The sequence below is a fragment of the Herbaspirillum autotrophicum genome, from assembly GCF_001189915.1.
GTDB lineage: Bacteria > Pseudomonadota > Gammaproteobacteria > Burkholderiales > Burkholderiaceae_D > Herbaspirillum > Herbaspirillum autotrophicum.
In genome coordinates, this window is the sequence record NZ_LFLS01000040.1 from 28,713 (window position 1) to 52,950 (window position 24,238).

The window sequence follows — 24,238 nt, forward strand, 5'->3', positions numbered from 1 at the left end:
GGGCCAATCAAAATAATTTTTCCCGGTGCTATGTACGCAGCGTCAAGGTCAGCCAGTAACCATTGAAGCGCGTGACGGCGCGCACCGGATAAGTCGACACCAGCATGGTCAGAATGCGGTCCGGGTCATCCAGCGGGAACGTGCCGGACACCAGCAATCCGGCCACCGCCGGGTCGCAGTGAATGAAGCCGCGGCGATAGCGCGTCAGTTCGCCGGCGAATTCTGCCAGTGGCATCTTGTCGACCAACAGCACCCCGCCAGTCCAGGCTTCGTCGCTGCGTTCACTGGCCGTAATGGCGTCGATGGCAAAGGCGCTGAAGCCGGTTTTTTGCCCGGCTTGCAGGATGTGAAAATGGCTTGCCGGCATCTTCCGTGGTTCGATCCGTACCGCACTTTCAAAGACCGCCAACCGTGTGCGGCCGTCATCCTGACGCACGCTGAAGCGGGTGCCGAGCGCCTGCATGCGCCCTTCTGCCGTTTCGACATAAAACGGCCGCGCCGCCGCCGCGGTATCGTGCGCGGTGGTCACCACGATTTCGCCGCTGCGCAAACGGATCAGCCGTTCGGTGGCGTCATACGCGATATCGATCGCCGTGCCGGTATTGAGAAAGATGGTGCTGCCATCGGCCAGCGTGATCTGCCGCCGCTCGCCAGTGGCGGTGCGATGCTCCGCGCGCCAGCCTTGCTGCCCGGCCACCCGCCAGCCGAGCCATGCTGCCGGCAGCGCTGCCAGCACGCTCGCCAGTTTGAGTACGGCCCGGCGACGGCTGGCAGCCGACGGCCGTTCCAGCACCGGCATCGCCAGTGACGGCGGCAAGCCGCCCAGTTTGTTCATCAACAATTCGGCGCGGGCCCAGGCGCGCGCATGCTCGGGGCAAGCATTCTGCCAGTGACGACAGGCACGGCGCTGTTCGTCGGTGGTGTTGCTGGCATTGAGCAGCATCAACCATTCGGCAGCTTGTTCGAGGACGTCGGGATCAATGGCGACAGTGGTTGTCATGATGCTCAGTCCATCAGCATCAGGCAGGAGAGAAACGCTTGCTTCATGTAACGCTTGACCGAAATCAGCGAGCAACCGATACGCTCGGCAATCTCTTCATATTTCAGGCCTTCGATCTGCGACAACAAGAAAGCCCGTTTCACCTTGACTGGCAAGGCATCCAACATGGCATCGACCTGTTGCAGCGTTTCCAGAATGACAAGTTGCTGTTCCGGCGACGGCACTACTGCTTCCGGCAAGCGCGCCAGTGCCTCCAGATAACTTCTTTCGAGCGCCTGACGCTGATACCAGTTGACCAGAATGCCCTTGGCAATGGTGGTCAGATAGGCCCGCGGTTCCTTGATGTCGTTGAGCGTACGCGCCGTCAGAATGCGGGCGAAAGTATCTTGTGCCAGATCGTCAGCGTCGCTGGTGTTGCCGAGCTTGCCGCGCAGCCAGCCCTGCAGCCAGCGGTGGTGATCCGAGTAAAGCGCGCCGACCTCTGCTGCTTGCGGATGTGCGGCGATGTTCAGGGCTGACATGGCAGTGATATTGAATGAGAATGGTTCGCATTCTAGCGCATGCCAGTGATATTTGCCTAAGCTGTTGTCACGTTTATGGCAGCGGGTGTTGCAGAAACACCCGCTGCCACGCTGCACGGCAAGCAGCCGCTTACTTGGGAACGACTTGTTGCTTCATCTGCGCCAGCGCATGCAAATCGGCAATATTCTGATCAGTCCAGCCACCGCCGAGCGCCTTGGTCAACAGCACACTGGCGGCCATGCGCTGATTCAGAATGCTCAGTGCGGTTCGTTCACTGGTCAGTGCCGTCGCCTGTGCCGTAATCACATTGACGTAACTGACGGTACCGGCCTTGTATTGATTCAGCACCAGCGTCACCGCCAGCCGCGCCGATTCCAGCGCTTCGCCCTGCACTTGCGCCTCCTGTTCCAGAATCCGCAAGGCAGCCAGATTGTCTTCCACTTCCTGGAACGCGGTCAGCACGGTTTGCTTATAGGCTGCTGCCGTAGCGTCATAAGAAGCCACTGCCTGCGCCGTCAGGGCGCGCCCGGCACCGCCGTCAAAAATGATTTGCCCCAGTTGCGGCCCGAGCGACCAGATGCGGCCAGGCAAATTGAACCAGTTGGCAAAATTGGCCGCCTGGTAACCACCCGAGGCCGTCAATGACAGTGTCGGGTAGTAGGCCGACTTGGCCACACCGATCTGGGCATTGGCGGCAGCCGCACGTCGCTCTGCCGCTGCAATATCGGGACGGCGTTCCAGCAGCATCGATGGCAAAGCCACCGGAATCGGCGGCGCGGTCGCGGTCAGCGGTGAACGGGCAATGGAAAATGTGGATGCCGGTTGTCCCACCAGCAACGCCACCGCATGCTCCAGTTGCGCGCGCTGCACGCCATTGTCGAGTGCAGAGGCCTGCGCCGTTTTGAGTTGTGTCTGCGCCTGAATCACGTCAGCCTTGGCAGCAACCCCGACTGCATACTGATTTTGCGTCAGCTGATACGAACGCTGATAAGCGGTGACGGTATCATCCAGCAATTGCTGCTGACTATCGAGCACCCGCAGTTGCAGATAATTTTGCGCCAACTGTGCCTGCGCACTGAGGCGGGTGGCAGCCAGATCGGCAGCACTGGCCTGCGCGCTGGCTTCGTTCGATTCGACATTGCGCCGCACCCTGCCCCAGACATCGATTTCCCAATCGGCATTGAGCGTAAAGGCATAAGCGTCCTTGACCGAACTCTTGCCGGCGGCCGTGATGGAACCGGAACGGGTATGCGAAGCACCGGCCGTCAGCGTCGGCGAATAATCGGCACGTGCCCCTTGTACCAGCGCCAGCGCTTGACGGAACTTGGCTTCATATTGCGCCAGATTCTGGTTGGAGACATCGATTTGCTCGACCAATGCATTCAGTTGCGGATCGCCGAACATTTCCCACCACTTGCCGTTCTGCACCAGTTCACTCGGCTGCGCCGGTTTCCAATCCTGCATTTCCTTGAATGCAACCGGCACCGCTGCCGCTTCCGGGCGCACATAATCCGGGCCGACCGAACACGCACCGAGCAGCAGCGCCAATGGCACGGTCAACATCAACTTCATCGGTCCTGCGGACTGGTTTTTATGCGGCATATTGTCTGGCTTCATCAACTGTTTCATCTTGAATTCTCCCTCATGCCGTCAGGCCGAGATTTCCCTGCTGTGGCGCTGAAAGACACTCTTGCTCCACAAGCGAAAACGTTCCATGTACAAATAGACTACCGGCGTGGTGTACAAGGTCAGCAACTGGCTGACCAGCAAACCGCCGACAATTGCAATCCCCAGCGGCTGTCGCAATTCGGCGCCATCGCCGCGCCCGAGCGCCAGCGGAATCGCGCCCAGCATGGCTGCCATGGTGGTCATCATGATCGGCCGGAAACGCAGCAGGCAAGCTTCGAAAATGGCATCACGCGGGCTGAGTCCGCGCTCGCGCTCGGCGGCCAGTGCAAAGTCGATCATCATGATGGCATTTTTCTTGACGATGCCGATCAGCAGAATCACCCCGATCAATGCGATCAGGCTGAAATCGGTTCCGGTCACCAGCAACGCCAGCAAGGCACCGACACCAGCCGAAGGCAGCGTCGAAATGATGGTAATCGGATGCACCAGGCTTTCATACAACACGCCGAGCACGATATACACCGCCAGCAAGGCCGTCAAAATCAACAGTGGCTGACTGCTCAGCGAGGACTGGAATGCATTCGCCGTTCCCTGAAAACTGCCCTGCACGGCGGTCGGTACCCCGAGCAGCGCCATCGCGTGGTTGATGGCATCGGTGGCTTGCGACAACGACACGCCTTGCGCCAGATTGAACGACAGCGTGGACGCAATGAACTGCCCCTCATGATTGACCGACAACGCTGTGGTGGTAGGCCGGAAACTGGAGAAGGACGACAGCGGCACCTGGGTCGAAGCCTGGGTCGACAACGTCAGTGCCAGCGAGGAATTGGCATTGAGTTTGCCGCCGGCAGTGAGTGCCGGTGGCGTTCCCAGCGTCGACGTCGTCGGTGACAGATTGGAGCTGCTGTTGGCGATACTGACCCACGTATCCTTCAGAATCTGCGGACTTTGCCAATACTGCGGCGCCGCCTCCATCACCACATGATATTGATTCATGCCGCTGTAGATGGTGGAAATCTGCCGCTGTCCGAACAGATCACTGAGGCTGGAGTCAATCAGTTGCGGCGTCACGCCGGTACGCATCGCGGTTTCACGATCGATCGTCAGCGTCGTCTGCAAACCCTTGTCTTGCTGATCGGTGCTGACATCTTCCAGTTCCGGCAAATTGGAAAATGCCAGCCGGATCTTGGGCTCCCATTCCCGCAACAAGGCCAGGTCATCCGATTGCAACGTAAACTCATATTGCGAATCGCTCTGTCGCGCCCCCACGCGGATATCCTGCGCCGCCTGCAAGAACAGGCTGGCACCGGCCACATGCGCCAGCTTGCCGCGCAAGCGACCGATCACCTTATCGGCTGATATCTTGCGGACCGATAATGGCTTGAGTGCGATGAACATGCTGCCGCCGTTACGCCGGCCGCCGCCGGTGAACGCAGTGACGTTCTCGACCGCCGGATCTTGCCGCACGATATCGACAAACTCGTTGAGTTTGATCTGCATCGCCTGGAAGGAAATCGACTGGTCGCCGCGAATGCCGCCGACCAGACGCCCGGTATCCTGCTGCGGGAAAAAGCCTTTGGGCACAATCACGTACAAATAGACGTTGAGCAAAATGGTAGCCAGCAAGATCACCATCATCAGCGGCGAGAAACGCAGGGCCCATCCCAGGGAGCGTTCATAACCGCGTGACATGGCCGCAAAACCGCGCTCCACCAGCGTGAAAAAACGCCCCGGCCGGGTCGGCTTCTGCTGCTTGAGCAAGACCGCGCACATCATCGGCGTGGTGGTCAGCGAGACCAGCAGCGACACCAGAATCGCCACCGACAGCGTGACCGCAAATTCGCGGAACAGACGACCGACGATACCGCCCATCATCAGGATCGGGATAAACACGGCGATCAGCGAAATGCTCATCGACAATACCGTGAAGCCGACTTCCTTGGCGCCGAGCAAGGCTGCCTTGAGCGGCTTCATGCCCTGTTCAATATGACGTGAAATATTTTCCAGCACCACGATCGCATCGTCCACCACAAACCCGGTGGCAATCGTGAGTGCCATCAGCGACAGGTTATCCAGCGTATAGCCGAGCAGATACATGACACCGAAGGTGCCGATCAGCGAGACCGGCACCGCCACACTCGGAATCAGCGTGGCGCGGCCATTGCGCAGGAACAGGAACACCACCATGATGACCAGCGCAATCGACATCAATAACGTGATTTCGGTTTCCTTGAGCGAGGCGCGGATGGTCGGCGTGCGATCCATCATCACTTCCAGCTTGATTGCCTGTGGAATCGAAGCCCGCAATTGCGGCAGCAACGCATTGACGCTGTTGACCGTTTCGATGATGTTGGCACCCGGTTGCCGGCTCAGAATCAGCAACACCGACGGCTTGCCGTTGGCTGAACCGGCATTGCGCAGATCGGCCACCGAATCCACTACCTCGGCCACATCGCTGACCCGCACCGGCGCACCGTTACGGTAAGACACTATCAGCGGTGCATATTCCGCCGCCGTCGTGGCCTGATCGTTGGCGTAAATCTGCCAGTTGCGGTCACCATCTTCGACGATACCCTTAGGCCGGTTGGCATTGGTGGCGGCGACTGCCGTGCGGACGTCGGCCGAGCCGATGCCGTACTTGTTGAGCGCAGTCGGATTCAGTTCAATCCGCACCGCCGGCTGCGAGCTGCCGCCGACGCTCACCTGCCCGATGCCATCGACCTGCGCCAGTTTCTGCGCCAGAATGCTGTCGGCGGCGTCATACATTTGCCCTTGCGACATGGTGTCGGAAGTCATCGCCAGAATCATCACCGGGGTATCGGCCGGATTCACCTTGCGATAAGTCGGACTGCTCGGCATGCCGCTCGGCAGCAGATTGCGGGCGGCGTTCAGTGCCGCTTGCACATCGCGCGCAGCGCCGTTGATGTCCCGATTGAGATCGAATTGCAGCGTGATGCGGGTAGAACTGAGCGAGCTCGACGAAGTCATCTCGGTGACCCCGGCAATCGCACCGAGGGCCCGTTCCAATGGCGTGGCAATAGTCGCGGCCATGGTTTCGGGACTGGCTCCGGGCATCGAAGCCGAGACCGAGATGGTCGGATAATCGACCTGCGGCAATGGCGAGACCGGCAACAACCGGAATGCCACCATGCCCGCCAGCGCAATGCCGATGGTCAGCAGCGTGGTGGCAATAGGCCGTTCAATGAAGGGACGCGAAATATTCATACTGGTCCCGGATCAGGATTCGCTCGGCTCAACCGCAGTGCCGGCATCGCCGGTGCTCGCGTCATTGCGACCGAAACGCTTGCGCATTCTGGTCGCCAGCCGGTCAAACGCGAGATAGATCACCGGCGTAGTGAACAAGGTCAATACCTGCGATACCAGCAGGCCGCCAACCATGGTGATGCCGAGCGGTTGCCGCAACTCGGAACCGACACCGGTACCGAGCATCAGCGGCAAGGCGCCGAGCAAGGCGGCCATGGTAGTCATCAGGATCGGCCGGAAGCGCAACAGGCACGCCTGATAAATCGCTTCACGCGGTGACTTGCCTTCGTTGCGCTCGGCATCGAGCGCGAAGTCGATCATCATGATGGCATTTTTCTTGACGATACCGATCAGCAAAATGATGCCGATGATGCCGATGATGCCGAGGTCGTTGCCAGAAATCATCAGCGACAGCAAGGCCCCGACACCGGCCGAAGGCAGCGTCGACAGAATCGTGATCGGGTGGATATAGCTCTCATACAGCACGCCGAGCACGATATACATCGTAATGATCGCCGCCAGAATCAGCCACAAGGTATTCGACAACGACGCCTGGAACGCCAGCGCCGCGCCCTGGAAGTTGGTCGAAATGCTGGCCGGCAAGCCGATTTCCTTTTCTGCCGCGACAATCGACTTGACCGCTTCACCGAGCGAAGCGCCCGGCGCCAGATTGAAAGAAATGGTCGCCGCCGGGAATTGCCCCAGATGGTTGACCACCAACGGCGCGCTGCGCTCACTCACTTCGGCAATGCTGGACAACGGAATCTGATTGCCATTGGACGCCACCAGGAAGATATTGTTGAGCGCATCCGGCCCCTTCTGGAATTCCGGCTTCACCTCCAGCACCACGCGATACTGATTCGATTGCGTATAAATGGTCGAAATCAGGCGCTGGCCGAAGGCGTTGTACAGCGCGTTATCAATCGCAGCAGTGGTAATACCCAACCGTGACGCGGCGTCGCGGTCGATCTGCACGTACGCCTGCAAACCATTGTCCTGCGCATTGGTGGCCACATCCGCCAGTTCCGGCAATTTACTCAGGCGCGCCACCAGTTTCGGCACCCAGGTGCGCAACTCGGCCGCATCGGCATCTTCTACCGTGAACTGATATTGCGTACGACTGACACTGTCTTCAATCGTCAGATCCTGCACCGGCTGCATGTAGAGCGTAATGCCCGGCACCTTGCGGTCGAGTTCCGGTTGCAGACGCCGGATCACCTCGCTGGCGCTGATATCCCGCGTGTCATGCGGCTTCAGGTTGATCAGCATGCGGCCGCTGTTGAGCGTGGCATTGATGCCATCGACACCGATGAAGGAAGACAGGCTTTCCACTGCCGGGTCTTGCAATACCACCTTGGCCAGTTCTTGCTGACGCTGTGCCATGGCGGCAAACGATACCGATTGCGACGCTTCCGAAATCCCCTGAATCACGCCCGTATCCTGTACCGGGAAGAAACCCTTGGGCACGTAGATATACAACAAGCCGGTCAGCACCAGCGTCCCGAGCGCCACGATCAGCGTCGCGAACTGACGATCCAGCACCCACACCAGCGCCTTGCCGTATTGCGCGATGATGTTATCGAAGAAAGCGCCGCTCTTGTGATAGAACCAACTTTGCTTTTCTTCCGGCACGTGATGCAACAGACGCGCGCACATCATCGGTGTCAGGGTCAGCGATACCACCGCCGAAATCAGGATCGCCACCGCCAGCGTCACCGCGAATTCATGGAACAGCCGCCCCACCACATCGCCCATGAACAGCAACGGGATCAATACGGCGATCAGCGAAAAGGTCAGCGAAATGATGGTGAAGCCGATCTGTTCTGCCCCTTTCAGGGCTGCCGGCAACGGCGCCATGCCTTCTTCGATGTAACGCGAGATGTTTTCGATCATGACAATTGCGTCATCGACCACGAAACCGGTGGCAATGGTCAGCGCCATCAGCGTCAGGTTATTGATCGAAAAGCCGGTCATGTACATGACACCGAAGGTACCGACCAGTGACAACGGTACCGCCACGCTCGGAATGATGGTGGCAGGAATATTGCGCAGAAACACGAAAATCACCATCACCACCAGCGCAATCGACAGGAACAATTCGAACTTGACGTCGTTGACCGAAGCACGAATCGTGGTGGTGCGATCAGTCAGTACCTGAACTTCGATAGCGCCGGGCAAACTGGCTTGCAGCGTCGGCAGCAGCTTCTTGATGCTGTCCACCACCGCAATCACGTTGGCGCCGGGCTGGCGCTGGATGTTGACGATCACTGCCGCCGATTCATTGGCCCAGGCCCCGAGCCGGATATTTTCGGCACCATCGACGACATCGGCGATATCCGACACCCGGATCGGCGCCCCGTTCTTGTAGGCGATGATCAGCTTGCGGTATTCATCTGCGGAAGTCAGCTGGTCATTGGCGTCAATGGTAGAGGCGCGCGACGGCCCGTCGAAGCTGCCCTTGGCCTGATTGACGTTGGCATTGCCGATGGCGGTCCGGATATCATCCAGATTCAAACCCAGCGCCGCCACTGCGCGCGGATTCAGTTGCATCCGCACCGCCGGGCGCTGACCGCCGGACAGGCTGACCAGACCGACGCCGGACAATTGTGAAATCTTTTGCGCCAGCCGGGTATCGATCAAATCCTGCACCTTCGGCAACGGCAAGGTTTTGGAGGTCACCGCCAGGGTCAGGATCGGCGTGTCGGCCGGATTGACCTTGTTATAGATTGGGGGTGCCGGCAAGTCCGATGGCAACAGATTGCCGCCGGCATTGATGGCCGCCTGCACTTCTTGCTCGGCAATATCCAGACTGAGATCGAGGTTGAATTGCAGCGTGATCACCGAGGCGCCACCGGAACTGGTGGACGACATCTGGTTGAGGCCCGGCATCTGGCCGAACTGACGCTCCAGCGGCGCGGTTACCGAGGATGTCATGACATCGGGACTGGCCCCCGGATACAGCGTGACGACCTGAATCGTCGGATAGTCGACTTCGGGCAAGGCCGACAACGGCAATTGCTTGTAAGCGACCAGGCCGGCCAGCAAGATTGCCAGCATCAGCAATGACGTGGCGACCGGCCGCAGAATGAACTGGCGTGATGGATTCATGCTGCGCCTTTATTTGCCGGTGCTGCCGGCGTTACCATTGCTGCTGCCCGCCGGCGCATCACTGCCGCCGCGCTGCTGCCGCCGCATTTCCATCATCTTCTGACGCCGCTGATCTTCCGGCAATTTCTTGATTTCCTCACCAAACTCACCGTTGTCGATGCGCTTGTTGAGTTCGGCCCAACGCTTCTGGCGCTCTTCCGGCGTGGCATTGGCATCACCTGCTGCGGCACCGCCATTCTTGCGGCGCGGACCGGCCTTTTCCGTGAGCTTGTTGGCCGGGTCATTGCTGCCGCCGCGCATCACCGGTTCCACCTTGGCGCCTTCGCGCAATTTGTCGATACCATCCACCACCACGGTTTCACCGGTGGCGACGCCATCTTCGATGGCAGTGACGTCACCCTGCGCCGGACCGGTCTTGACCTTGCGCACGGTCACGCTATTGTCTTGCTTGACCACATACACGAACAGACCCGCCGAACCGCGCTGAATTGCAGCGCTCGGGATCACCGTGGCGTCATGCTTCACATCCAGCAGCATGCGCACATTGACAAACTGATTGGGAAACAAAGCGTAGCCGGCATTGGGAAACTGCGCCTTGAGCTTGACCGTGCCGGTTGTGGCATCTACCTGATTATCGATGGTCAGCAAATAACCGCTGTCGAGTTTGTTTTGCTGGGCACGGTCCCAGGCGTCGGCCGATAATTTTTTACCAGCCTGCAATTGCTTCATGACGCTTGGAATATTATCTTCCGGGATACTGAAGATGACAGTAATCGGCTGTACCTGAGTAATGACGACAATGCCGGTGCTGTCGCTGGCATGCACGATATTGCCGATATCGACCTGACGCAGGCCGAGGCGGCCGCTGACCGGCGCCGTCACCCGCGAATAAGTCAGTTGCAGTTGCGCGTTATCGAGATTGCCCTGATCGGCCTTGACCGTGCCTTCATATTGCTTGACCAGTGCCGCCTGCGTATCGACCTGCTGACTGGCGATGGAGTCCTGCTCCAGCAAGGTGCGGTAGCGCTTGAGGTCAATCTGGGCCGCATTCAGTTGCGCGATATCACGCGCCAGTTGCCCCTGCGCCTGGGTGACCGCCACCTGATACGGACGCGGATCAAGCTCCGCCAGCAAATCGCCGGCCTTGACCAGTTGCCCCTCCGTGAAGTGCAGTTTCATCAACTGCCCGTCGACCCGGCTTTTGACGATGGCCGTTGCAGTTGGCGTGACGCCGCCCAATCCAGCCAGATAAATGTTGACGTCAGCGGTCTTGGCCAGCGCCACGCCCACCGGCATGGTCATGTTGCCGCCACCCGGGCCGCCACCACCGAATCCGCCGCCTTTGCGACCTTTGGGCGCACCGGCAGCAGCGGCGCTGTCACCGGCAGGCGCCTGGCTGCGTTTCCAGAAATGATAAGAACCGCCGGCAATCACCACCACCAACAGCAGCCAAAGCCAGCGGCGTTTCCGGCGTGCCGGCACTTGAGAAGATGAGGAAGGCGGCACGGCAGGTTGTTGATCTGGGGTCGGTGTAGTGGTCATCGTCGGCAAGACAAAAAAGACATTGGTTTATTCGTATTCATTTCGTCAATACCTGCGCAGGTACGGATATTGATGAAATGATCTTCAGGTGTCGCTCATTTCTACAGGTGTTACGGGTGTTTCGGCTAACTCGTCATTATGTTCCAGAAGCATGACATGGCGATGATATTAGTGTTGCCATTTGTATCACAAACGCAAAGAGCCTTGCGCGCTGGCAAGGCCCTCTGAAATGCGACGATTACTTGGCTGCGGCAGGTCCTTGTGCCGGACCTGGACCCTGTTCAGGGCCGTGACCGCGACCGTGACCGAAACGGCCGTGTTTGAAACGACGCTCCTGCATGTGACGGAACACTTCATCAAAGGTCTTTTGCTGTGTCGGCGACAACACGGCATAGAATTCCTTGGTGGCCGCGATACGGTCGCTCATGCGGGCTTCGGCCTTTTTCATGAATGCCATCTCATGATCGAGACGATCCGGAGTCGACATTTTCTTCCAGTCTTCCCGGCTCAGACGGGTCGACGGCGTGGCCGGACGTACCGGCCGGATCTTGCCGAGGAAAGTTTGCCAGGCGGCTTCCTGGTTGGCGGTAATACCCAGCTTGGTATGGAATTCTGCTTCGCGTTTGGCGCGATGTTGTTCATACTTGGCTTGTTGCTCAGGGGTTGGCGCGGCACGTGGCCCCGCAGGCATCTCGGCATAGGCCGACAGCGCAGTAATGGCAATACCTGCAGCAGCCAGACCGGTGATCAGATGTTTTTTGAATTTCAACATGGCAAATTCCTTTCTTGATAGTAGTGCTCTCTGCACGGTTCCCATTTAACCGCCGGGGTGTGTCAGGGGTTTTTCGCTTGTTGCATGATTTGTATCGCTCTGTATAAACCGGCTTCTGCTTTGTATCGGCATGTATCAACAGCGCCTTCTGATATGCGCGGCTACATTTTTCTTGCCATCTCCGATGGTGAAATAGTCATAATGCAGCCATGGATACTCTCTCTCATATTCTGGTGGTCGATGACGACCGTGACATCCGCGGCCTGCTGGCTGAATATCTTGACGCCAATGGCTTCAAGACGCTGACCGCGACCAATGGCACGGAAATGCGTAAAACGCTGGAAGAGTCGCGGGTCGATCTGATCGTGCTGGACCTGACCCTGCCCGGCGAAGACGGCCTGACGCTGTGCCGCGACCTGCGCTCGCGCTCGACCGTGCCGGTGATCATGCTGACCGCGCGCGGCGAACCGCTGGACCGGATCCTCGGCCTGGAAATGGGGGCCGATGACTATCTGGCCAAGCCATTCGAACCGCGCGAGTTGTTCGCCCGCATCCGCAGCGTATTGCGCCGCACTCAGGCACTGCCGCCCAACATGGCGCTGCCGCAAGCCAAGGCGCTGCACTTCTCCGGCTGGACGCTGGATCTGACGGCGCGCCACCTGCTGAATCCGGACGGTATCGTCGTCGCCTTGTCAGGCGCCGAATTCCGCATGCTCAAGGTATTTCTGGAACACCCCAACCGGGTACTCAACCGCGACCAGTTGCTGGAACTGACTCAGGGACGCGAAGCCGATCCGTTTGATCGTGCCGTCGATCTGCAAATCAGCCGCCTGCGCCAAAAACTGGGCGATGACGCGCGTACCCCGACCATCATCAAGACCGTCCGCAACGAGGGATATGTACTGGCAACCACGGTCAACACGGAAAATCCGGGATGAAGAATTTTTTCGGCTCCATTGTCAACCGCGTCTTTCTGATTTTGCTGGCCGGCATCATTGTCGCCACCGTGGTCACGACCTGGCTGGCCGCCAATGAACGCCGCAGCACGCTCAAGGAAATCCGCTATCAGCATGTGGCCGAACGGGTCGAACAAATCGTGCTGGCGCTCGATGATATTTCGCCGGATGCGCGCAAGGTGATTTTGCAGGCCGCCGACAACTTCGGTTTTGAAGCCGCCGAAGTCAAAAGTCTCGGCGACGCCACAAAAGACAGCAACCGCAACAGCAATCTGGCGGAAATTCTGAAACTGCGGCTCGGCACCAATCGCCAGATCGCCGTACAAAGCGAAACCGATTGCACCTCGCGTCGGCCGCGCTCCAACGCCGGCCCGGATCAGCGTCCCGAACGCGAAACCTGCCGCGTGATTTATGTCAGCCTGCGCGACAACACGCTGCTGCGGCTGCGCCTGCACATGCCGGGCGAACCGCCATCGATGCGCTCGCGCGGCAATCCGGTTGCGCCGTATGGCGCGCCCTACATCTTGTTGTTCCTGGTGCTGATCGCCATGCTGGCTTATCTGGTGGCGAAGATGACGGCACGCCCGATCAAGCAACTGGCCAGTGCCGCTTCCGAACTGGGACTGGACATCGAACATCCGCCCTTGCCGGAAAAAGGCCCTACTGAAATCCGGCAAGCAGCCAAAGCCTTCAATGCCATGCAAGCGCGCATACGACGTCAGATTCAGCATCGCACCCATATGCTGGCGGCGATCACGCATGATTTGCAAACACCGCTGACACGATTGCGGCTGCGTCTCGAAAAAGTCAGCGATCCGGAATTGCAGCACAAGCTGGTGGATGACCTCGCCGTCATGCAAGGAATGGTGCGCGAAGGACTGGATCTGGCGCGCAGCATGGATTCTTCGGAAAAGATTCAGGCGCTGGATATCGATTCACTGCTCGACAGTGTCTGCTCCGACGCCACCGATGCCGGTCAGGATGTCCATCTGCATGGCAGCACGCGCGCCTTCGTGATGGCACAACCGGGCGCTTTGCGCCGCTGCCTGACCAACTTGCTGGACAACGCGGTCAAATACGGCCGACGTGCCGATGTCTCGATCATGCTGGAACAACAGAATGTGATGATCCGTATCCGCGACCACGGCCCCGGCATTCCCGAAGACCAGCTCGACGCCGTATTCGACCCCTTCTACCGGCTCGAAACCTCGCGCTCCCGCGATACCGGCGGCACCGGTCTGGGTCTGACCATTGCCCGCAACATCGCAGAAAATCACGGCGCCCTGCTGCGGCTGACCAATCTGGTGGGCGGCGGCCTGGAAGCACTGCTGCAACTGCCGCAAAAACCGCGTTGAACCAGACACTACCGTTCAACGTCGCGCCCCCCCCTCTGATCTGACACCAACTGCCCCACGCAAAAACGCCACGCATACAGCGTGGCGTTTTTGTATAAGGAGCGATACGCAGCGATACTCAATAAGCTCCCGGCGGCGGCCCGTAATACGTCGGTGGCGGACCGTAATATCCCGGTGGTGGAGGTGGTGGCGGCGCCGAATAGTAACGGGCGATGCGACGACCGCCAGCGCTTTGCACCTGATTGCCCTTGGCATACATGCATTGCGAATAGGTATTGTCGTAACGCTGCTGCATCGAGTAATTGCCGCCGGCTGCGGCATTGGCGCCATTCGCGCTGCCGACCAGCAAACCGCCACCGGCGCCGATTGCCGCACCATGTCCGGCTTGTCCGACCATGGCGCCAACCACGGCGCCGGCGACTGCACCCACTGCGGTGCCGACGGCGGCATTGTTGACGACATTGTTTTGCGTTGCCGCTGCCGCCCCGCCTATGGATTGCTGGGCATATTGCTCGCAAGTCGCGGCTTCGCTGCGGAACTGTTCATAACTCTTGCCCGGCCCCGGCATCACTGAAACCTGCGGTCCGGTCGGTACGCTGACGCAGCCGCCGAGTGCCAGCGCTGCAGCCACCGCCAGCAACGAATATAGTGGTGTGTGTAATTTTTTCACGGTATCACTCCTTGGTTGCCGACATTAACGCGGTGGCGGCGACGGTGGCTGGGATGGTGCCTGAGAAGGCTCACCCGGAACCACTTTCATCCAGCCTGCCGGACAACTTTGAACGTACGGATAATAACCATTGGCCTGCGTGCAGTAATACCAATACGTCGGTGCCGGCTCCACATAGACGGGCGCCGGCTGGCGTTCAATGTAAACCGGGGGCGGATAATAATAGGCAGGCGGCGCAACCCATAACGGCCCGCCAATATAGACACCGCCGTAGAATCGCGTATGTGCTGAAGCGACGCCACTTGCCAGCAGGCAAGCAAGTCCCAGCATTCCCAGGGCAACAGATTTTTTCATTTGAGTACTCCGATAACCGGTACACGCCGACAGCGTGCTTGGCACCCGTGCCGAATCCCGGTCGGGTACTTTCAATATACTCAATCGCCTGAAAATTCAACGGATATGTTTCAATTCGTAACCCAATTAAAGAGTCTGTACATGCCGCTACATTACGGCACATAAGGCGCCTGGCAACACCGGCGGGACCCTGCCGGGCGTCCCGCAAATGATGTCGCCGGCGTTGATCAGCCCGGACGCGTCATATCGACCGGAATGATCCATTCGGCAAATTGCGCCTCGGTAACATAACCCAATGCCAATGCCGCCTGTTTCAGCGTCGTGCCGTCATGATGCGCCTGCTTGGCAATCTTGGCTGCACGGTCATAACCAATGTGGGGTGCCAGTGCCGTTACCAGCATCAGCGAACGTTCCATCAGATCGGCGATGCGATCGCGATTGGCGGCAATGCCCTGCGCGCAATGCTCATCGAAACTGGCCATGCCATCGGTCAGCAGTCGCACGCTTTGCAGATAGTTATGCGCGATCAGCGGCTTGAACACATTCAGTTCAAAGTTGCCGCACGCGCCGCCAATATTGATCGCGACGTCATTGCCGAACACTTGCGCACACAGCATGGTCAGCGCTTCGCATTGGGTCGGATTGACCTTGCCCGGCATGATCGAACTGCCCGGTTCATTTTCCGGAATGGTCAGCTCCCCCAGACCCGAGCGCGGACCGGAAGCCAGCCAGCGCACATCGTTGGCAATCTTCATGAGCGCAGCCGCCAGTGTCTTCAGTGCGCCATGCGCGGAGACCAGCGCATCATGGCTGGCCAGTGCGGCAAACTTGTTGGGCGCCGTCTTGAACGGCAACCCGTAATGCGACGCCAGCTCTGCCGCCACCCGCGCTCCGAACTCGGGATGCGCATTGAGGCCGGTGCCGACTGCGGTACCGCCGGCAGCCAGTTCGCTGGTTGCCGCCAGTGTGGCGATGATCGCCATTTCCGCATGCGACAGTTGCGCTACATAGCCGGAAAATTCCTGGCCCAGCGTCAGCGGCGTCGCATCTTGCAAATGGGTACGCCCGATCTTGACGATGTCGGCGAATTCAGTAACTTTGCCCTCCAGCGTCGCGCGCAGATGATGCAAGGCCGGGAACAGATGCGTCGCCACACCGACACAGGCCGCCACGTGCATGGCGGTCGGGAAGATATCGTTGGATGACTGGCTTTGATTGACATCATCGTTGGGATGCACCAGCCGCGTTTCGCCGCGCACGCCGCCGAGCAATTCGGAAGCGCGGTTGGCCAGCACTTCGTTCATGTTCATGTTGCTTTGGGTGCCGGATCCGGTCTGCCAGACCGACAATGGGAATTCATCCGGATGCTTGCCGGCAATCACTTCGTCAGCGGCAGCAATGATGGCGTCGGCTTTTTTGCCGTCGAGCTTGCCGAGATCGCGATTGACGACGGCACAGGCGCGCTTGACGGCCGCCAGTGCGGTGACCAGTTCGGTCGGCATGCGCTCGCTGGAAATATGGAAATGATGCAGCGAACGCTGCGTTTGCGCGCCCCACAGACGATCATCAGGGACTTCGATAGGGCCGAAGGTATCGCGCTCCACTCTGTGCTTCATGGTACTTTTCTCCATAAGAAATATGGTTCTTTCGAACCGCTAGATCTCGTAGGGCTCTGGCGTACGCAACCGGCTTGAGCGATATGAGATGACAAGAAACGCATTTCACAAGCCGGCGGCACAGACACTCCGCCGCAACAGCTTGTGAAATGCGTTCAGGTCTTGCTGGTGCCGGGCTCCGGCAACAGACAGGCGTCGATCACCTGCAAATCGTTATCTTTGGCAAAATTGACAACAAAATGATACGCCAGCGGATCGAGCTGGCGTAATGCTTCATTGACCACCACCGAGCGCACGCCGTTGAGCATGGTCGGCAACACATAAGGGGAATATTGCAGGTGGGCATTGCGGCCGCCGGAACCTTCAGGGCGGAAACAGGACATGACGCCGCACAATCGTTCGGCCCAGTCGCTGGGACGAAACTGTTTTCCATCCTGGGTCAGTCCCAGAATGAAGAATTCTTGTGCCGGCTTGGAAGTATTGATGGGATCTGCCATGCGTGCAATTCGTTCGTTGGGCTTGCTTAGGTTCAACCAGAGAGCGCCGGAGGCTTTGTTCTCTGCTGCAAATTAGCGGTATCAGGCGCTGGCCTTGCTACATATATTGCCCGCTACCCTCTCTTGCAGCGGGAGCCTTTGAAGCCGAAGTATTATATCTTATAGAAGACTCAGGATATAGCACTATCTCGAATGCGGACCGGCGACCACTGAAATCCGGGCCGGCTGCCGGCATACACCGGCTCCATGATTTTGCACCATGGCAATTTGTTCCGATGCATCGCTTGCAGGCATGCTCTCAGCGATACCCGCCCGACAATGCATTATTGGCTCAACCCATCCAGACTGCAACCGACAGCAGCAACAGCAGGAACATCCATAACAGCAATGCCCGCCAGACCAGACCGACCGTACTTTGCAATGTGCGTGGCGATGGTGCATCGCCGGGGAAACCATCGGACTCTTCGAGCAGCGAATCAACCGTGGCGGCATCGACCGGCAACACATCGGCAGCGGCTTCCGCTGGCGTACCGAAACGCACACCCATGGCACCACCACCGGAAGACAGAATGATGCCGACGGCTTCATCTTTCCAGCGGCTGGCAAAATTGCGCCAGGCGTAAATCGCATCTTCAAAGTTGCCGACCACGGCAAACGCCGAGGCGGTAAAGCGCGCCGGAATCCAGTCGATCCAGTAAAACGCGCGTTCGGCGAAACGGCCAAATACTTCCTGCTTCATGTGATCCGGCTCGTTCCATGCGCGCGCCAGATATTCAGCGATACGGTACATCACGGCGCAGGCCGGACCGAGTGGCATCAGGAACCAGAAGAATACGCCAAACACGTGACGGTGCGTGGTCACCAGCGCCTTTTCGGCGGCGATACGGGAAATCTCGCCGACATCCATATCCGAGGTGTCTTGCTTGATCCACTCGGCAAGCAAGGCGCGCGCGGCAATTTCATCGCCGCTGTTGAGCGCCAGTTGAATCGAAGTGAAGTAGTGACTGTAGTGGCGGAAGCCGAGTGTCAGGTAGACGATCAGTACATTCCAGGCCAGTGCCGCGAGCGGGCTGATGCGCAGGCAAATCCAGTAGATCACGGCGGTCGGGATCATCAGCGAGCCGACCATTACGGCCCAGCCCAGACGACCATGACGGGCATGCCCGGCGTTGAACCAGTTTTCGATGCGGGCCGCGAACAGCTTGATCCAGGCATATACCGGATTGTCTGCACGCAACGGCTTTAATTGTTCTATGAGTAGCGCAAAGAGTATGGAAAGAAATGTCATCAAGCCGCCTTAAAAATCGCCAAGCAAGTTATCGCGACACCATGTCCGATAATCAAGCATGCATCTGACCGGTACGATAACGCACGGGATTCAGGGAATCAAACAGATGATACAACGGCAATATCACTTGCTGATGCATTCTGTTGCCCGAAGGCGATATTTTTAATGATATGACGCAGTTCCGATGTATTCAGCTGCGCAGAAAGTGGAACAGATTGCGCAACATGCCGGCAGTTGCCCCCCAGATGAAATGGCGGTCATAGGGCATGGTGTAAAAGCTGCGCCGGAAGTTGTCCGGCAATTCAAAGGTACGGCGCTGATGGTTCATGCCATTCATAAGAAATGCCAGCGGCACTTCAAAGATCTCGGCCACTTCGCGCGGGTCGGCCTGCAGATCGAACGGCGGCAGGATCAGTCCCGCCACCGGCGTCACGCGGTAACCGGTACCAGTCACGTAATCCGGCATGGTGCCGATCACTTCGATGTGATTGCGCGCCAGTCCGATTTCTTCCTGCGTTTCACGCAAGGCCGTCTCGATCAGTGTTTCATCTTCAGGTTCGCGCCGGCCACCGGGAAAACTCACTTGTCCGGCGTGATCCCGCAAATCGGCGGTCCGTTGTGTAAACAACATGGTCAGGCCTTCCGGCCGGGTCACGATGGGAATCAGCACGGCTGCCGCACGCGGCTCGCCGGTAGTCTGACGCAAGCGCTGCTCGTCGGTGCTTTCCGGTTGCCACAACGGTGGATTGGCAAAGCGCGCGCGCAACCATTCATCGGTCAGGCGATCAGCGCTCAGCGGTGCTTCGCCGGCAACCGAATCGATGGGTAAGGCATGAGGATCAAAGCTGGCCAAGATGGTTTCCCGAGAGACAAAAAAGGGGCGTCATCGGACGCCCCTTTTTCTGCAAGTATACGCTGAAGATTACGCAGCTGTCTTTGCAGCGCTGCTGCGGCGGTTCGGCAGTTTTTCTTTGATACGTGCCGATTTGCCCGAACGTTCGCGCAGGTAGTACAGTTTGGCGCGACGGACATCACCGCGACGCTTCACTTCGATCGAAGCGATCAGTGGCGAGTACAACTGGAATGTACGCTCCACGCCTTCGCCGGACGAAATCTTGCGAACGATGAAGTTGGAGTTCAGGCCACGGTTGCGGCGGGAAATCACAACACCTTCGTAAGCCTGTGCACGCTTGCGCGTACCTTCGACCACATTGACGCTGACCACGACGGTGTCGCCTGGTGCAAAGTCAGGGATGTTTTTTGCGAGACGGGTAATCTCTTCTTGCTCTAATTGCTGGATCAAGTCCATTTTCTACTCCAAAAACCATCTTGCCGGCGCCGCGAACGTCTTGCAGCACATTCATATGCCCGGTAGAGGATGGGGATTTATCAACGGGCTGCCAAATGGCAAACGCCGCACTCACTGCCAACTACAAACTGCTCAATATCTTTTCATCGGCGCGCGACAGCAAACCTGCTGCACGTGCCTTGAGAATCAGATCGGGGCGTTTTTCCGCGGTAGCCTCAAGAGCCCGTGCGCGCCGCCATTTCTCGATTTCAGCGTGATGACCACCCAGCAACACTGGCGGCACTGTCACGCCTTCGTATTCTTCCGGCCTTGTGTAATGTGGACAATCCAGCAACCCGTTGACAAAACTGTCCTCGACCGCCGAAGCACCATCATGCAATACACCCGGCAGTTGACGGATAACTGCATCCATCAGGGCCATCGCCGGCAACTCTCCGCCTGACAACACAAAATCGCCAAGACTGATTTCTTCATCCACGCAACTGTCGAGCAAACGCTGATCAACTGCTTCGTAGCGACCACACAGCAACACCAGGCCAGGCTCCTGCACCAGTTGCATCACGCGCTGATGCGTCAGCGGTGCGCCTTGCGGCGACAGGTAGACGACACGCGGCGCCTGCAATCCCAGTGTCGTCTGCCGTGTTTTGGCGGCAGCTATCGACGCCTGCAACGGCTTGGCCAGCATCACCATGCCCGGGCCACCGCCATACGGCCGGTCATCCACGGTACGATGATTGTCACTCGTGAAATCACGCGGATTCCACAGCGACAGCTCACATTTCTTTTGATCGAATGCGCGTCGGGTAACGCCGGATTGCGTCAGTGCGGTGAACATTTCGGGAAACAGCGTGACGACATCAAATTGCATCTCGCCCTCTTCCCTTCAATTTCAACAAATACCCGTCAAACGTTGGCGGATTAATAATCCAGCCCCCAGTCGACCACGATTTTCTTTTCTGACAGCGACACCGATTTGACGAACTGGTCGACAAACGGAATCAGCATTTCGGTCGCCGGTTTGTCGGCTTCCGCAGCAGGAACGGCGACCCGCAAGATCGGATGTGCGCCGTTGTCCATCATGTCGGCCACGACACCCAGGGACTCGCCCTGCTCATTTGCTACTGCCAGGCCGATCAGATCGACCCAGTAAAATTCATCATCGGACAATGCCGGAAAGCGACTGCGCGAAATCTGTACCACGGTGCCCTTGAGCGCCTCGGCAGCATCACGTCCCGCCACTCCCATCAGTTGCGCCACAACGTCTCCGCTGTGGTGCTTGGCATGCATCATCTCGACATCACGTACTTCAGCGACTTCAGACTTGCTCAGCCACCATGTCTTGGCACCAAGCAAAGCATCGGCGTCAGCCGAATAAGGTTTGACCCGCACCCAACCCTGGATGCCATAGGCACCCGAGATGTAACCTACCGTCACCAGATCGGCGGGGACGGCTACACCTGATTGCGAACTGCGCGTCAAACCCGTACTGCCAGCTTCAGCAACTGCAATCAAGCAGCAACTTTTTTGCCAGCGGCGATCAGGCGAGCCACGGTTGGCGACAATTGCGCGCCGGTGCCTTCCCAATATGCCAAACGGTCCTGAGCAATACGGAAGCCTTCTTCCTTGCCAGAAGCGACTGGATTGTAGAAACCCAGACGTTCGATAAAGCGACCGTCGCGGCGATTGCGCGAATCAGTTGCAACGATGTTGAAGAACGGGCGCTTCTTGGCGCCTCCACGAGCTAAACGAATAACGACCATAATGGTTCCAAAAAGTGTTCGAACACGGAAAAGTTGCAGATTATAGCCGAATTACCGACCGCCTCGCAAGCCGAATACGCGACAACCGCCGGGATCATCGCGTCAAAATCGATAAAAACGCCGTCAAATTTGCGTCTTTACCAATGAAATACGCCCAAATGCGGTGCACCTGCCTTGCCAAGCAGATATACTACGCGCAGTATTTTTACAACAAGAGCCGCCCCCGACTACCCTCAGCCGGACTGGCTCAGCCTTCAAAAAGATTGTCTGCATGCCCACTCCACACAAGAACAAGACGTTCACCACATTTCTCGCCGCCGTCTTCGGCGGCCTCGGCATTCATCGCTTTTATCTGTATGGACGCAAAGACTTGTTCGGCTGGCTGCACTGGCTGACCCTGCCGCTGTCGCTGCTGGCCATCGCCCTGCTGGGCAATCTGAACCCGATGTTTGCCGGCATGCTGTTCATTCTGTCCATCCTGTGCGGATTTCTGGAAGCCCTGGTGATCGGCCTGACACCGGATGACAAATGGGACACGAAACATAACACAGGCAGCGGCAAAAAATCCGAATCGCACTGGATTCTGGCATTGATACTGGTATTGACTGTCGGCATCGGCGCCATGTCGCTGATTGCGCTGCTGGCCCGCACCTTTGACTTGCTGTTCACCGGCGGCGCCTACGGCTGACACCGGCTGCTGCAACATGCGGGTCAGCACCAGGCTGATCCGCACGCATTATCGGCACTTCCTCAGAACTGGCTTTCGCTCAAGGCCATCACACCGGCACTACCCTCTATGATCGCCGTGCGCTGCGCGCCAGCCTGCGTCAATTGGTGATCGGCAAAGAACCGCGCGGTCGCAATCTTGGCCTGATAAAAATCGGCATCACCGGCGCCATCTCTGATCCTGGCTGCCGCCACCAGCGCCGCGCACCCCATCTGCCAGCCACCCAGCACGATGCCAGCCAGCTTCAGATACAACACACTGCCAGCGAATACGCCTTTGATATCCGACTTGATATTGGCAACCACATAATCGACCACTTCTTCCAACGCCTGCGCGCCATCCTGCAAACGCCGACCGATCACCTTGAGTTCAGCCGATTCGGCAGCCAGCAATTCGCCAGCCGTGGCGCGCACCTGCGAAATCAACAACCTGGCGACCGCACCACCATCACGCGCCGTCTTGCGTCCGACCAGGTCATTGGCCTGAATCGCGGTGGTACCTTCGTAAATCGCCAGAATGCGGGCATCGCGGTAATACTGTGCAGCCCCGGTTTCTTCGATGAAACCCATGCCGCCATGCACTTGCACGCCGGTTGATGCGACATCAATCGACAACTCGGTCGACCAGCCCTTGACGATCGGCACCAGATATTCGTAACAAGCCTGATTGGTTTTACGGGTAGCGGCATCGGCATGATGATGCCCGGTATCGGAAGCAGCGGCGGCAACATAGGCCAGCGCGCGCGCAGCTTCGATCTGCGCCCGCATCGACATCAGCATGCGCCGCACATCAGGCTGATGAATGATGCTGACCGGCCCCGGCGAACCGGCCAGATCGCGTGACTGCACGCGATCCCTGGCGTACGCCGCAGCTTTTTGATAGGCTCGCTCGGCCACACTGATGCCCTGCAGACCGACCGCAAACCGCGCCGCGTTCATCATGATGAACATGTATTCCAGACCACGGTTTTCTTCGCCCACCAGCGTGCCGACTGCGCCGCCCTGATCGCCGAACTGCAATACCGCTGTCGGGCTGGCCTTGATGCCGAGCTTGTGTTCGATCGATACGCAATGCACATCGTTGCGCGCGCCGGGCGAACCGTCGGCATTGACCAGAAATTTGGGTACCACGAACAGCGAAATACCCTTGACGCCTTCGGGCGCACTTGGTGTGCGCGCCAGCACCAGATGGACAATATTGTCCGCCATGTCGTGCTCGCCAAAGGTAATGAAAATCTTGGTGCCAAACAATTTATAGCTGCCATCATCCTGCGGCACCGCACGCGTGCGCACCATCGCCAGATCGGAGCCGGCCTGCGGCTCGGTCAGATTCATGGTGCCGGTCCATTTGCCGGAGATCAGATTGGCCAGATAGGTTTTCTTTTGCGCTTCGGAACCGGCCGTCATCAGTGCTTCGATGGTGCCGTCCGTCAACAGCGGACACAGCGCGAACGACAGATTCGCCGAGTTGAGCATTTCAATACAGGGGGTCGCGACCAGCTTCGGCAAACCTTGCCCGCCAAACTCGACCGGATGCTGCACACCCTGCCAGCCGGCTTCGCCGAACAGCTTGAAGGCCTCCTTGAAGCCCTTGCTGGTAACTACCTTGCCGTCGACCCAGTGACTCGGTTCCTGATCGGCAGTGTGATTGAGCGGAGCAACCACTTCGCCACAGAATTTTGCATTCTCTTCGAGAATCGCCTCAACTGTTTCCGGCGTCGCATCTTCACAACCTGGCAATGCGGCGACATTGGTCAACCCGGCCAGTTCGTTGATCACGAACAACATATCCTTCAATGGTGCGACGTAGCTCATCTCTGACTCCTTGACTATTGCTGCGCAGTCTCTGGCTGCGCTACCCGGTTCCGAG

21 protein-coding genes are annotated in these 24,238 nt (G+C 58.4%); 3 read left to right on the top strand and 18 right to left on the bottom strand.

The annotated features are described in order from the left end of the window. Positions 1 to 28: 28 nt before the first annotated feature. The 7 genes from AKL27_RS23495 to AKL27_RS23525 form a co-directional block, all read right to left on the bottom strand. A complete protein-coding gene (locus AKL27_RS23495; protein ID WP_050465309.1) occupies positions 29 to 1,000 on the bottom strand; it encodes a FecR domain-containing protein in 972 nt (323 codons plus the stop codon). 5 nt (positions 1,001 to 1,005) lie between these two features. After that, the gene (locus AKL27_RS23500) at positions 1,006 to 1,521 is read right to left on the bottom strand and encodes a sigma-70 family RNA polymerase sigma factor (RefSeq protein WP_050465310.1); all 516 of its coding nucleotides are present in this window, start codon (positions 1,519 to 1,521) and stop codon (positions 1,006 to 1,008) included. Between the two features lie 130 nt (positions 1,522 to 1,651). Then, positions 1,652 to 3,139, bottom strand: coding sequence for an efflux transporter outer membrane subunit (locus AKL27_RS23505; RefSeq protein ID WP_408609785.1), 1,488 nt, complete (start codon positions 3,137 to 3,139; stop codon positions 1,652 to 1,654). Positions 3,140 to 3,172: 33 nt separating this feature from the next. Then, positions 3,173 to 6,376 carry an efflux RND transporter permease subunit gene (locus AKL27_RS23510; protein WP_050465311.1) on the bottom strand — a complete coding sequence of 1,068 codons (3,204 nt, stop codon included), beginning with the start codon at positions 6,374 to 6,376 and terminating at the stop codon, positions 3,173 to 3,175. A 12-nt stretch (positions 6,377 to 6,388) separates the two neighbouring features. Next, positions 6,389 to 9,523 (bottom strand): MdtB/MuxB family multidrug efflux RND transporter permease subunit, encoded by a 3,135-nt coding sequence (locus AKL27_RS23515; RefSeq protein WP_050465312.1) that lies wholly within the window; start codon positions 9,521 to 9,523, stop codon positions 6,389 to 6,391. Positions 9,524 to 9,532: 9 nt separating this feature from the next. Then, complete coding sequence (locus AKL27_RS23520; RefSeq protein WP_050465313.1) at positions 9,533 to 11,065, bottom strand: MdtA/MuxA family multidrug efflux RND transporter periplasmic adaptor subunit; 1,533 nt, start codon at positions 11,063 to 11,065, stop codon at positions 9,533 to 9,535. 238 nt (positions 11,066 to 11,303) lie between these two features. After that, positions 11,304 to 11,837: a Spy/CpxP family protein refolding chaperone gene (locus AKL27_RS23525; protein ID WP_050465314.1), complete on the bottom strand. Its 534-nt coding sequence runs from the start codon at positions 11,835 to 11,837 to the stop codon at positions 11,304 to 11,306. 209 nt (positions 11,838 to 12,046) lie between these two features. Between AKL27_RS23525 and AKL27_RS23530 the strand changes: the two genes are divergently transcribed. Together AKL27_RS23530 and AKL27_RS23535 are read left to right on the top strand one after the other, a co-directional pair. Then, complete coding sequence (locus AKL27_RS23530; RefSeq protein ID WP_050465315.1) at positions 12,047 to 12,775, top strand: response regulator; 729 nt, start codon at positions 12,047 to 12,049, stop codon at positions 12,773 to 12,775. After that, a complete protein-coding gene (locus AKL27_RS23535) occupies positions 12,772 to 14,148 on the top strand; it encodes an ATP-binding protein (RefSeq protein ID WP_050465316.1) in 1,377 nt (458 codons plus the stop codon). The genes AKL27_RS23530 and AKL27_RS23535 overlap by 4 nt, the downstream gene beginning before the upstream one ends. A 118-nt stretch (positions 14,149 to 14,266) precedes the next feature. Here the strand turns inward: AKL27_RS23535 and AKL27_RS23540 are convergent, their stop codons facing one another. The 10 genes from AKL27_RS23540 to rpsP form a co-directional block, all read right to left on the bottom strand. Then, positions 14,267 to 14,818 carry a glycine zipper family protein gene (locus tag AKL27_RS23540; protein ID WP_050465317.1) on the bottom strand — a complete coding sequence of 184 codons (552 nt, stop codon included), beginning with the start codon at positions 14,816 to 14,818 and terminating at the stop codon, positions 14,267 to 14,269. Between the two features lie 24 nt (positions 14,819 to 14,842). Continuing rightward, entirely contained in the window at positions 14,843 to 15,172 is a 330-nt protein-coding gene (locus AKL27_RS27310; RefSeq protein WP_083439252.1) for a hypothetical protein, read from the bottom strand. A 227-nt stretch (positions 15,173 to 15,399) separates the two neighbouring features. Further along, on the bottom strand, positions 15,400 to 16,788 hold the full coding sequence (gene fumC, locus AKL27_RS23545; protein WP_050465318.1) for a class II fumarate hydratase: 1,389 nt from the start codon (positions 16,786 to 16,788) through the stop codon (positions 15,400 to 15,402). A 155-nt stretch (positions 16,789 to 16,943) separates the two neighbouring features. Then, positions 16,944 to 17,285 (bottom strand): DUF3579 domain-containing protein, encoded by a 342-nt coding sequence (locus AKL27_RS23550; protein WP_050465319.1) that lies wholly within the window; start codon positions 17,283 to 17,285, stop codon positions 16,944 to 16,946. Between the two features lie 331 nt (positions 17,286 to 17,616). Continuing rightward, positions 17,617 to 18,573 (bottom strand): CobD/CbiB family protein, encoded by a 957-nt coding sequence (locus AKL27_RS23555; RefSeq protein ID WP_050465320.1) that lies wholly within the window; start codon positions 18,571 to 18,573, stop codon positions 17,617 to 17,619. Between the two features lie 190 nt (positions 18,574 to 18,763). Continuing rightward, entirely contained in the window at positions 18,764 to 19,426 is a 663-nt protein-coding gene (locus tag AKL27_RS23560; protein ID WP_050465321.1) for a CoA pyrophosphatase, read from the bottom strand. Between the two features lie 69 nt (positions 19,427 to 19,495). After that, positions 19,496 to 19,882, bottom strand: a complete 387-nt coding sequence (rplS, locus tag AKL27_RS23565) for a 50S ribosomal protein L19 (RefSeq protein WP_050465322.1) — start codon at positions 19,880 to 19,882, stop codon at positions 19,496 to 19,498. Positions 19,883 to 20,003: 121 nt separating this feature from the next. Next, positions 20,004 to 20,750, bottom strand: coding sequence for a tRNA (guanosine(37)-N1)-methyltransferase TrmD (gene trmD, locus AKL27_RS23570; protein WP_050465323.1), 747 nt, complete (start codon positions 20,748 to 20,750; stop codon positions 20,004 to 20,006). A gap of 50 nt (positions 20,751 to 20,800) precedes the next feature. After that, entirely contained in the window at positions 20,801 to 21,361 is a 561-nt protein-coding gene (gene rimM / locus AKL27_RS23575; protein WP_050465329.1) for a ribosome maturation factor RimM, read from the bottom strand. A 29-nt stretch (positions 21,362 to 21,390) separates the two neighbouring features. Next, positions 21,391 to 21,642: a 30S ribosomal protein S16 gene (gene rpsP, locus AKL27_RS23580; protein ID WP_050465324.1), complete on the bottom strand. Its 252-nt coding sequence runs from the start codon at positions 21,640 to 21,642 to the stop codon at positions 21,391 to 21,393. A 271-nt stretch (positions 21,643 to 21,913) separates the two neighbouring features. On the opposite strand from rpsP, the gene AKL27_RS23585 reads away from it, so the two are divergent. Next, positions 21,914 to 22,330, top strand: coding sequence for an NINE protein (locus tag AKL27_RS23585; protein ID WP_050465325.1), 417 nt, complete (start codon positions 21,914 to 21,916; stop codon positions 22,328 to 22,330). A gap of 62 nt (positions 22,331 to 22,392) precedes the next feature. On the opposite strand, the gene AKL27_RS23590 is transcribed toward AKL27_RS23585, so the two are convergent. Beyond that, positions 22,393 to 24,183, bottom strand: a complete 1,791-nt coding sequence (locus AKL27_RS23590) for an acyl-CoA dehydrogenase (RefSeq protein WP_050465326.1) — start codon at positions 24,181 to 24,183, stop codon at positions 22,393 to 22,395. Positions 24,184 to 24,238 lie beyond the last annotated feature (55 nt).

Coding starts and splice junctions, on each gene's coding strand:
- AKL27_RS23535 (WP_050465316.1), top strand. CDS start 12,772: ATGAAGAATTTTTTCGGCTCCATTGTCAACCGCGTCTTTCTGATTTTG.
- AKL27_RS23555 (WP_050465320.1), bottom strand. CDS start 18,573: ATGACATTTCTTTCCATACTCTTTGCGCTACTCATAGAACAATTAAAG.
- rpsP (WP_050465324.1), bottom strand. CDS start 21,642: ATGGTCGTTATTCGTTTAGCTCGTGGAGGCGCCAAGAAGCGCCCGTTC.
- fumC (WP_050465318.1), bottom strand. CDS start 16,788: ATGAAGCACAGAGTGGAGCGCGATACCTTCGGCCCTATCGAAGTCCCT.
- AKL27_RS23515 (WP_050465312.1), bottom strand. CDS start 9,523: ATGAATCCATCACGCCAGTTCATTCTGCGGCCGGTCGCCACGTCATTG.
- AKL27_RS23500 (WP_050465310.1), bottom strand. CDS start 1,521: ATGTCAGCCCTGAACATCGCCGCACATCCGCAAGCAGCAGAGGTCGGC.
- AKL27_RS23550 (WP_050465319.1), bottom strand. CDS start 17,285: ATGGCAGATCCCATCAATACTTCCAAGCCGGCACAAGAATTCTTCATT.
- AKL27_RS23530 (WP_050465315.1), top strand. CDS start 12,047: ATGGATACTCTCTCTCATATTCTGGTGGTCGATGACGACCGTGACATC.
- AKL27_RS27310 (WP_083439252.1), bottom strand. CDS start 15,172: ATGAAAAAATCTGTTGCCCTGGGAATGCTGGGACTTGCTTGCCTGCTG.
- AKL27_RS23525 (WP_050465314.1), bottom strand. CDS start 11,837: ATGTTGAAATTCAAAAAACATCTGATCACCGGTCTGGCTGCTGCAGGT.
- AKL27_RS23505 (WP_408609785.1), bottom strand. CDS start 3,139: ATGAAGCCAGACAATATGCCGCATAAAAACCAGTCCGCAGGACCGATG.
- rplS (WP_050465322.1), bottom strand. CDS start 19,882: ATGGACTTGATCCAGCAATTAGAGCAAGAAGAGATTACCCGTCTCGCA.
- AKL27_RS23590 (WP_050465326.1), bottom strand. CDS start 24,183: ATGAGCTACGTCGCACCATTGAAGGATATGTTGTTCGTGATCAACGAA.
- trmD (WP_050465323.1), bottom strand. CDS start 20,750: ATGCAATTTGATGTCGTCACGCTGTTTCCCGAAATGTTCACCGCACTG.
- AKL27_RS23495 (WP_050465309.1), bottom strand. CDS start 1,000: ATGACAACCACTGTCGCCATTGATCCCGACGTCCTCGAACAAGCTGCC.
- AKL27_RS23510 (WP_050465311.1), bottom strand. CDS start 6,376: ATGAATATTTCGCGTCCCTTCATTGAACGGCCTATTGCCACCACGCTG.
- AKL27_RS23585 (WP_050465325.1), top strand. CDS start 21,914: ATGCCCACTCCACACAAGAACAAGACGTTCACCACATTTCTCGCCGCC.
- AKL27_RS23520 (WP_050465313.1), bottom strand. CDS start 11,065: ATGACCACTACACCGACCCCAGATCAACAACCTGCCGTGCCGCCTTCC.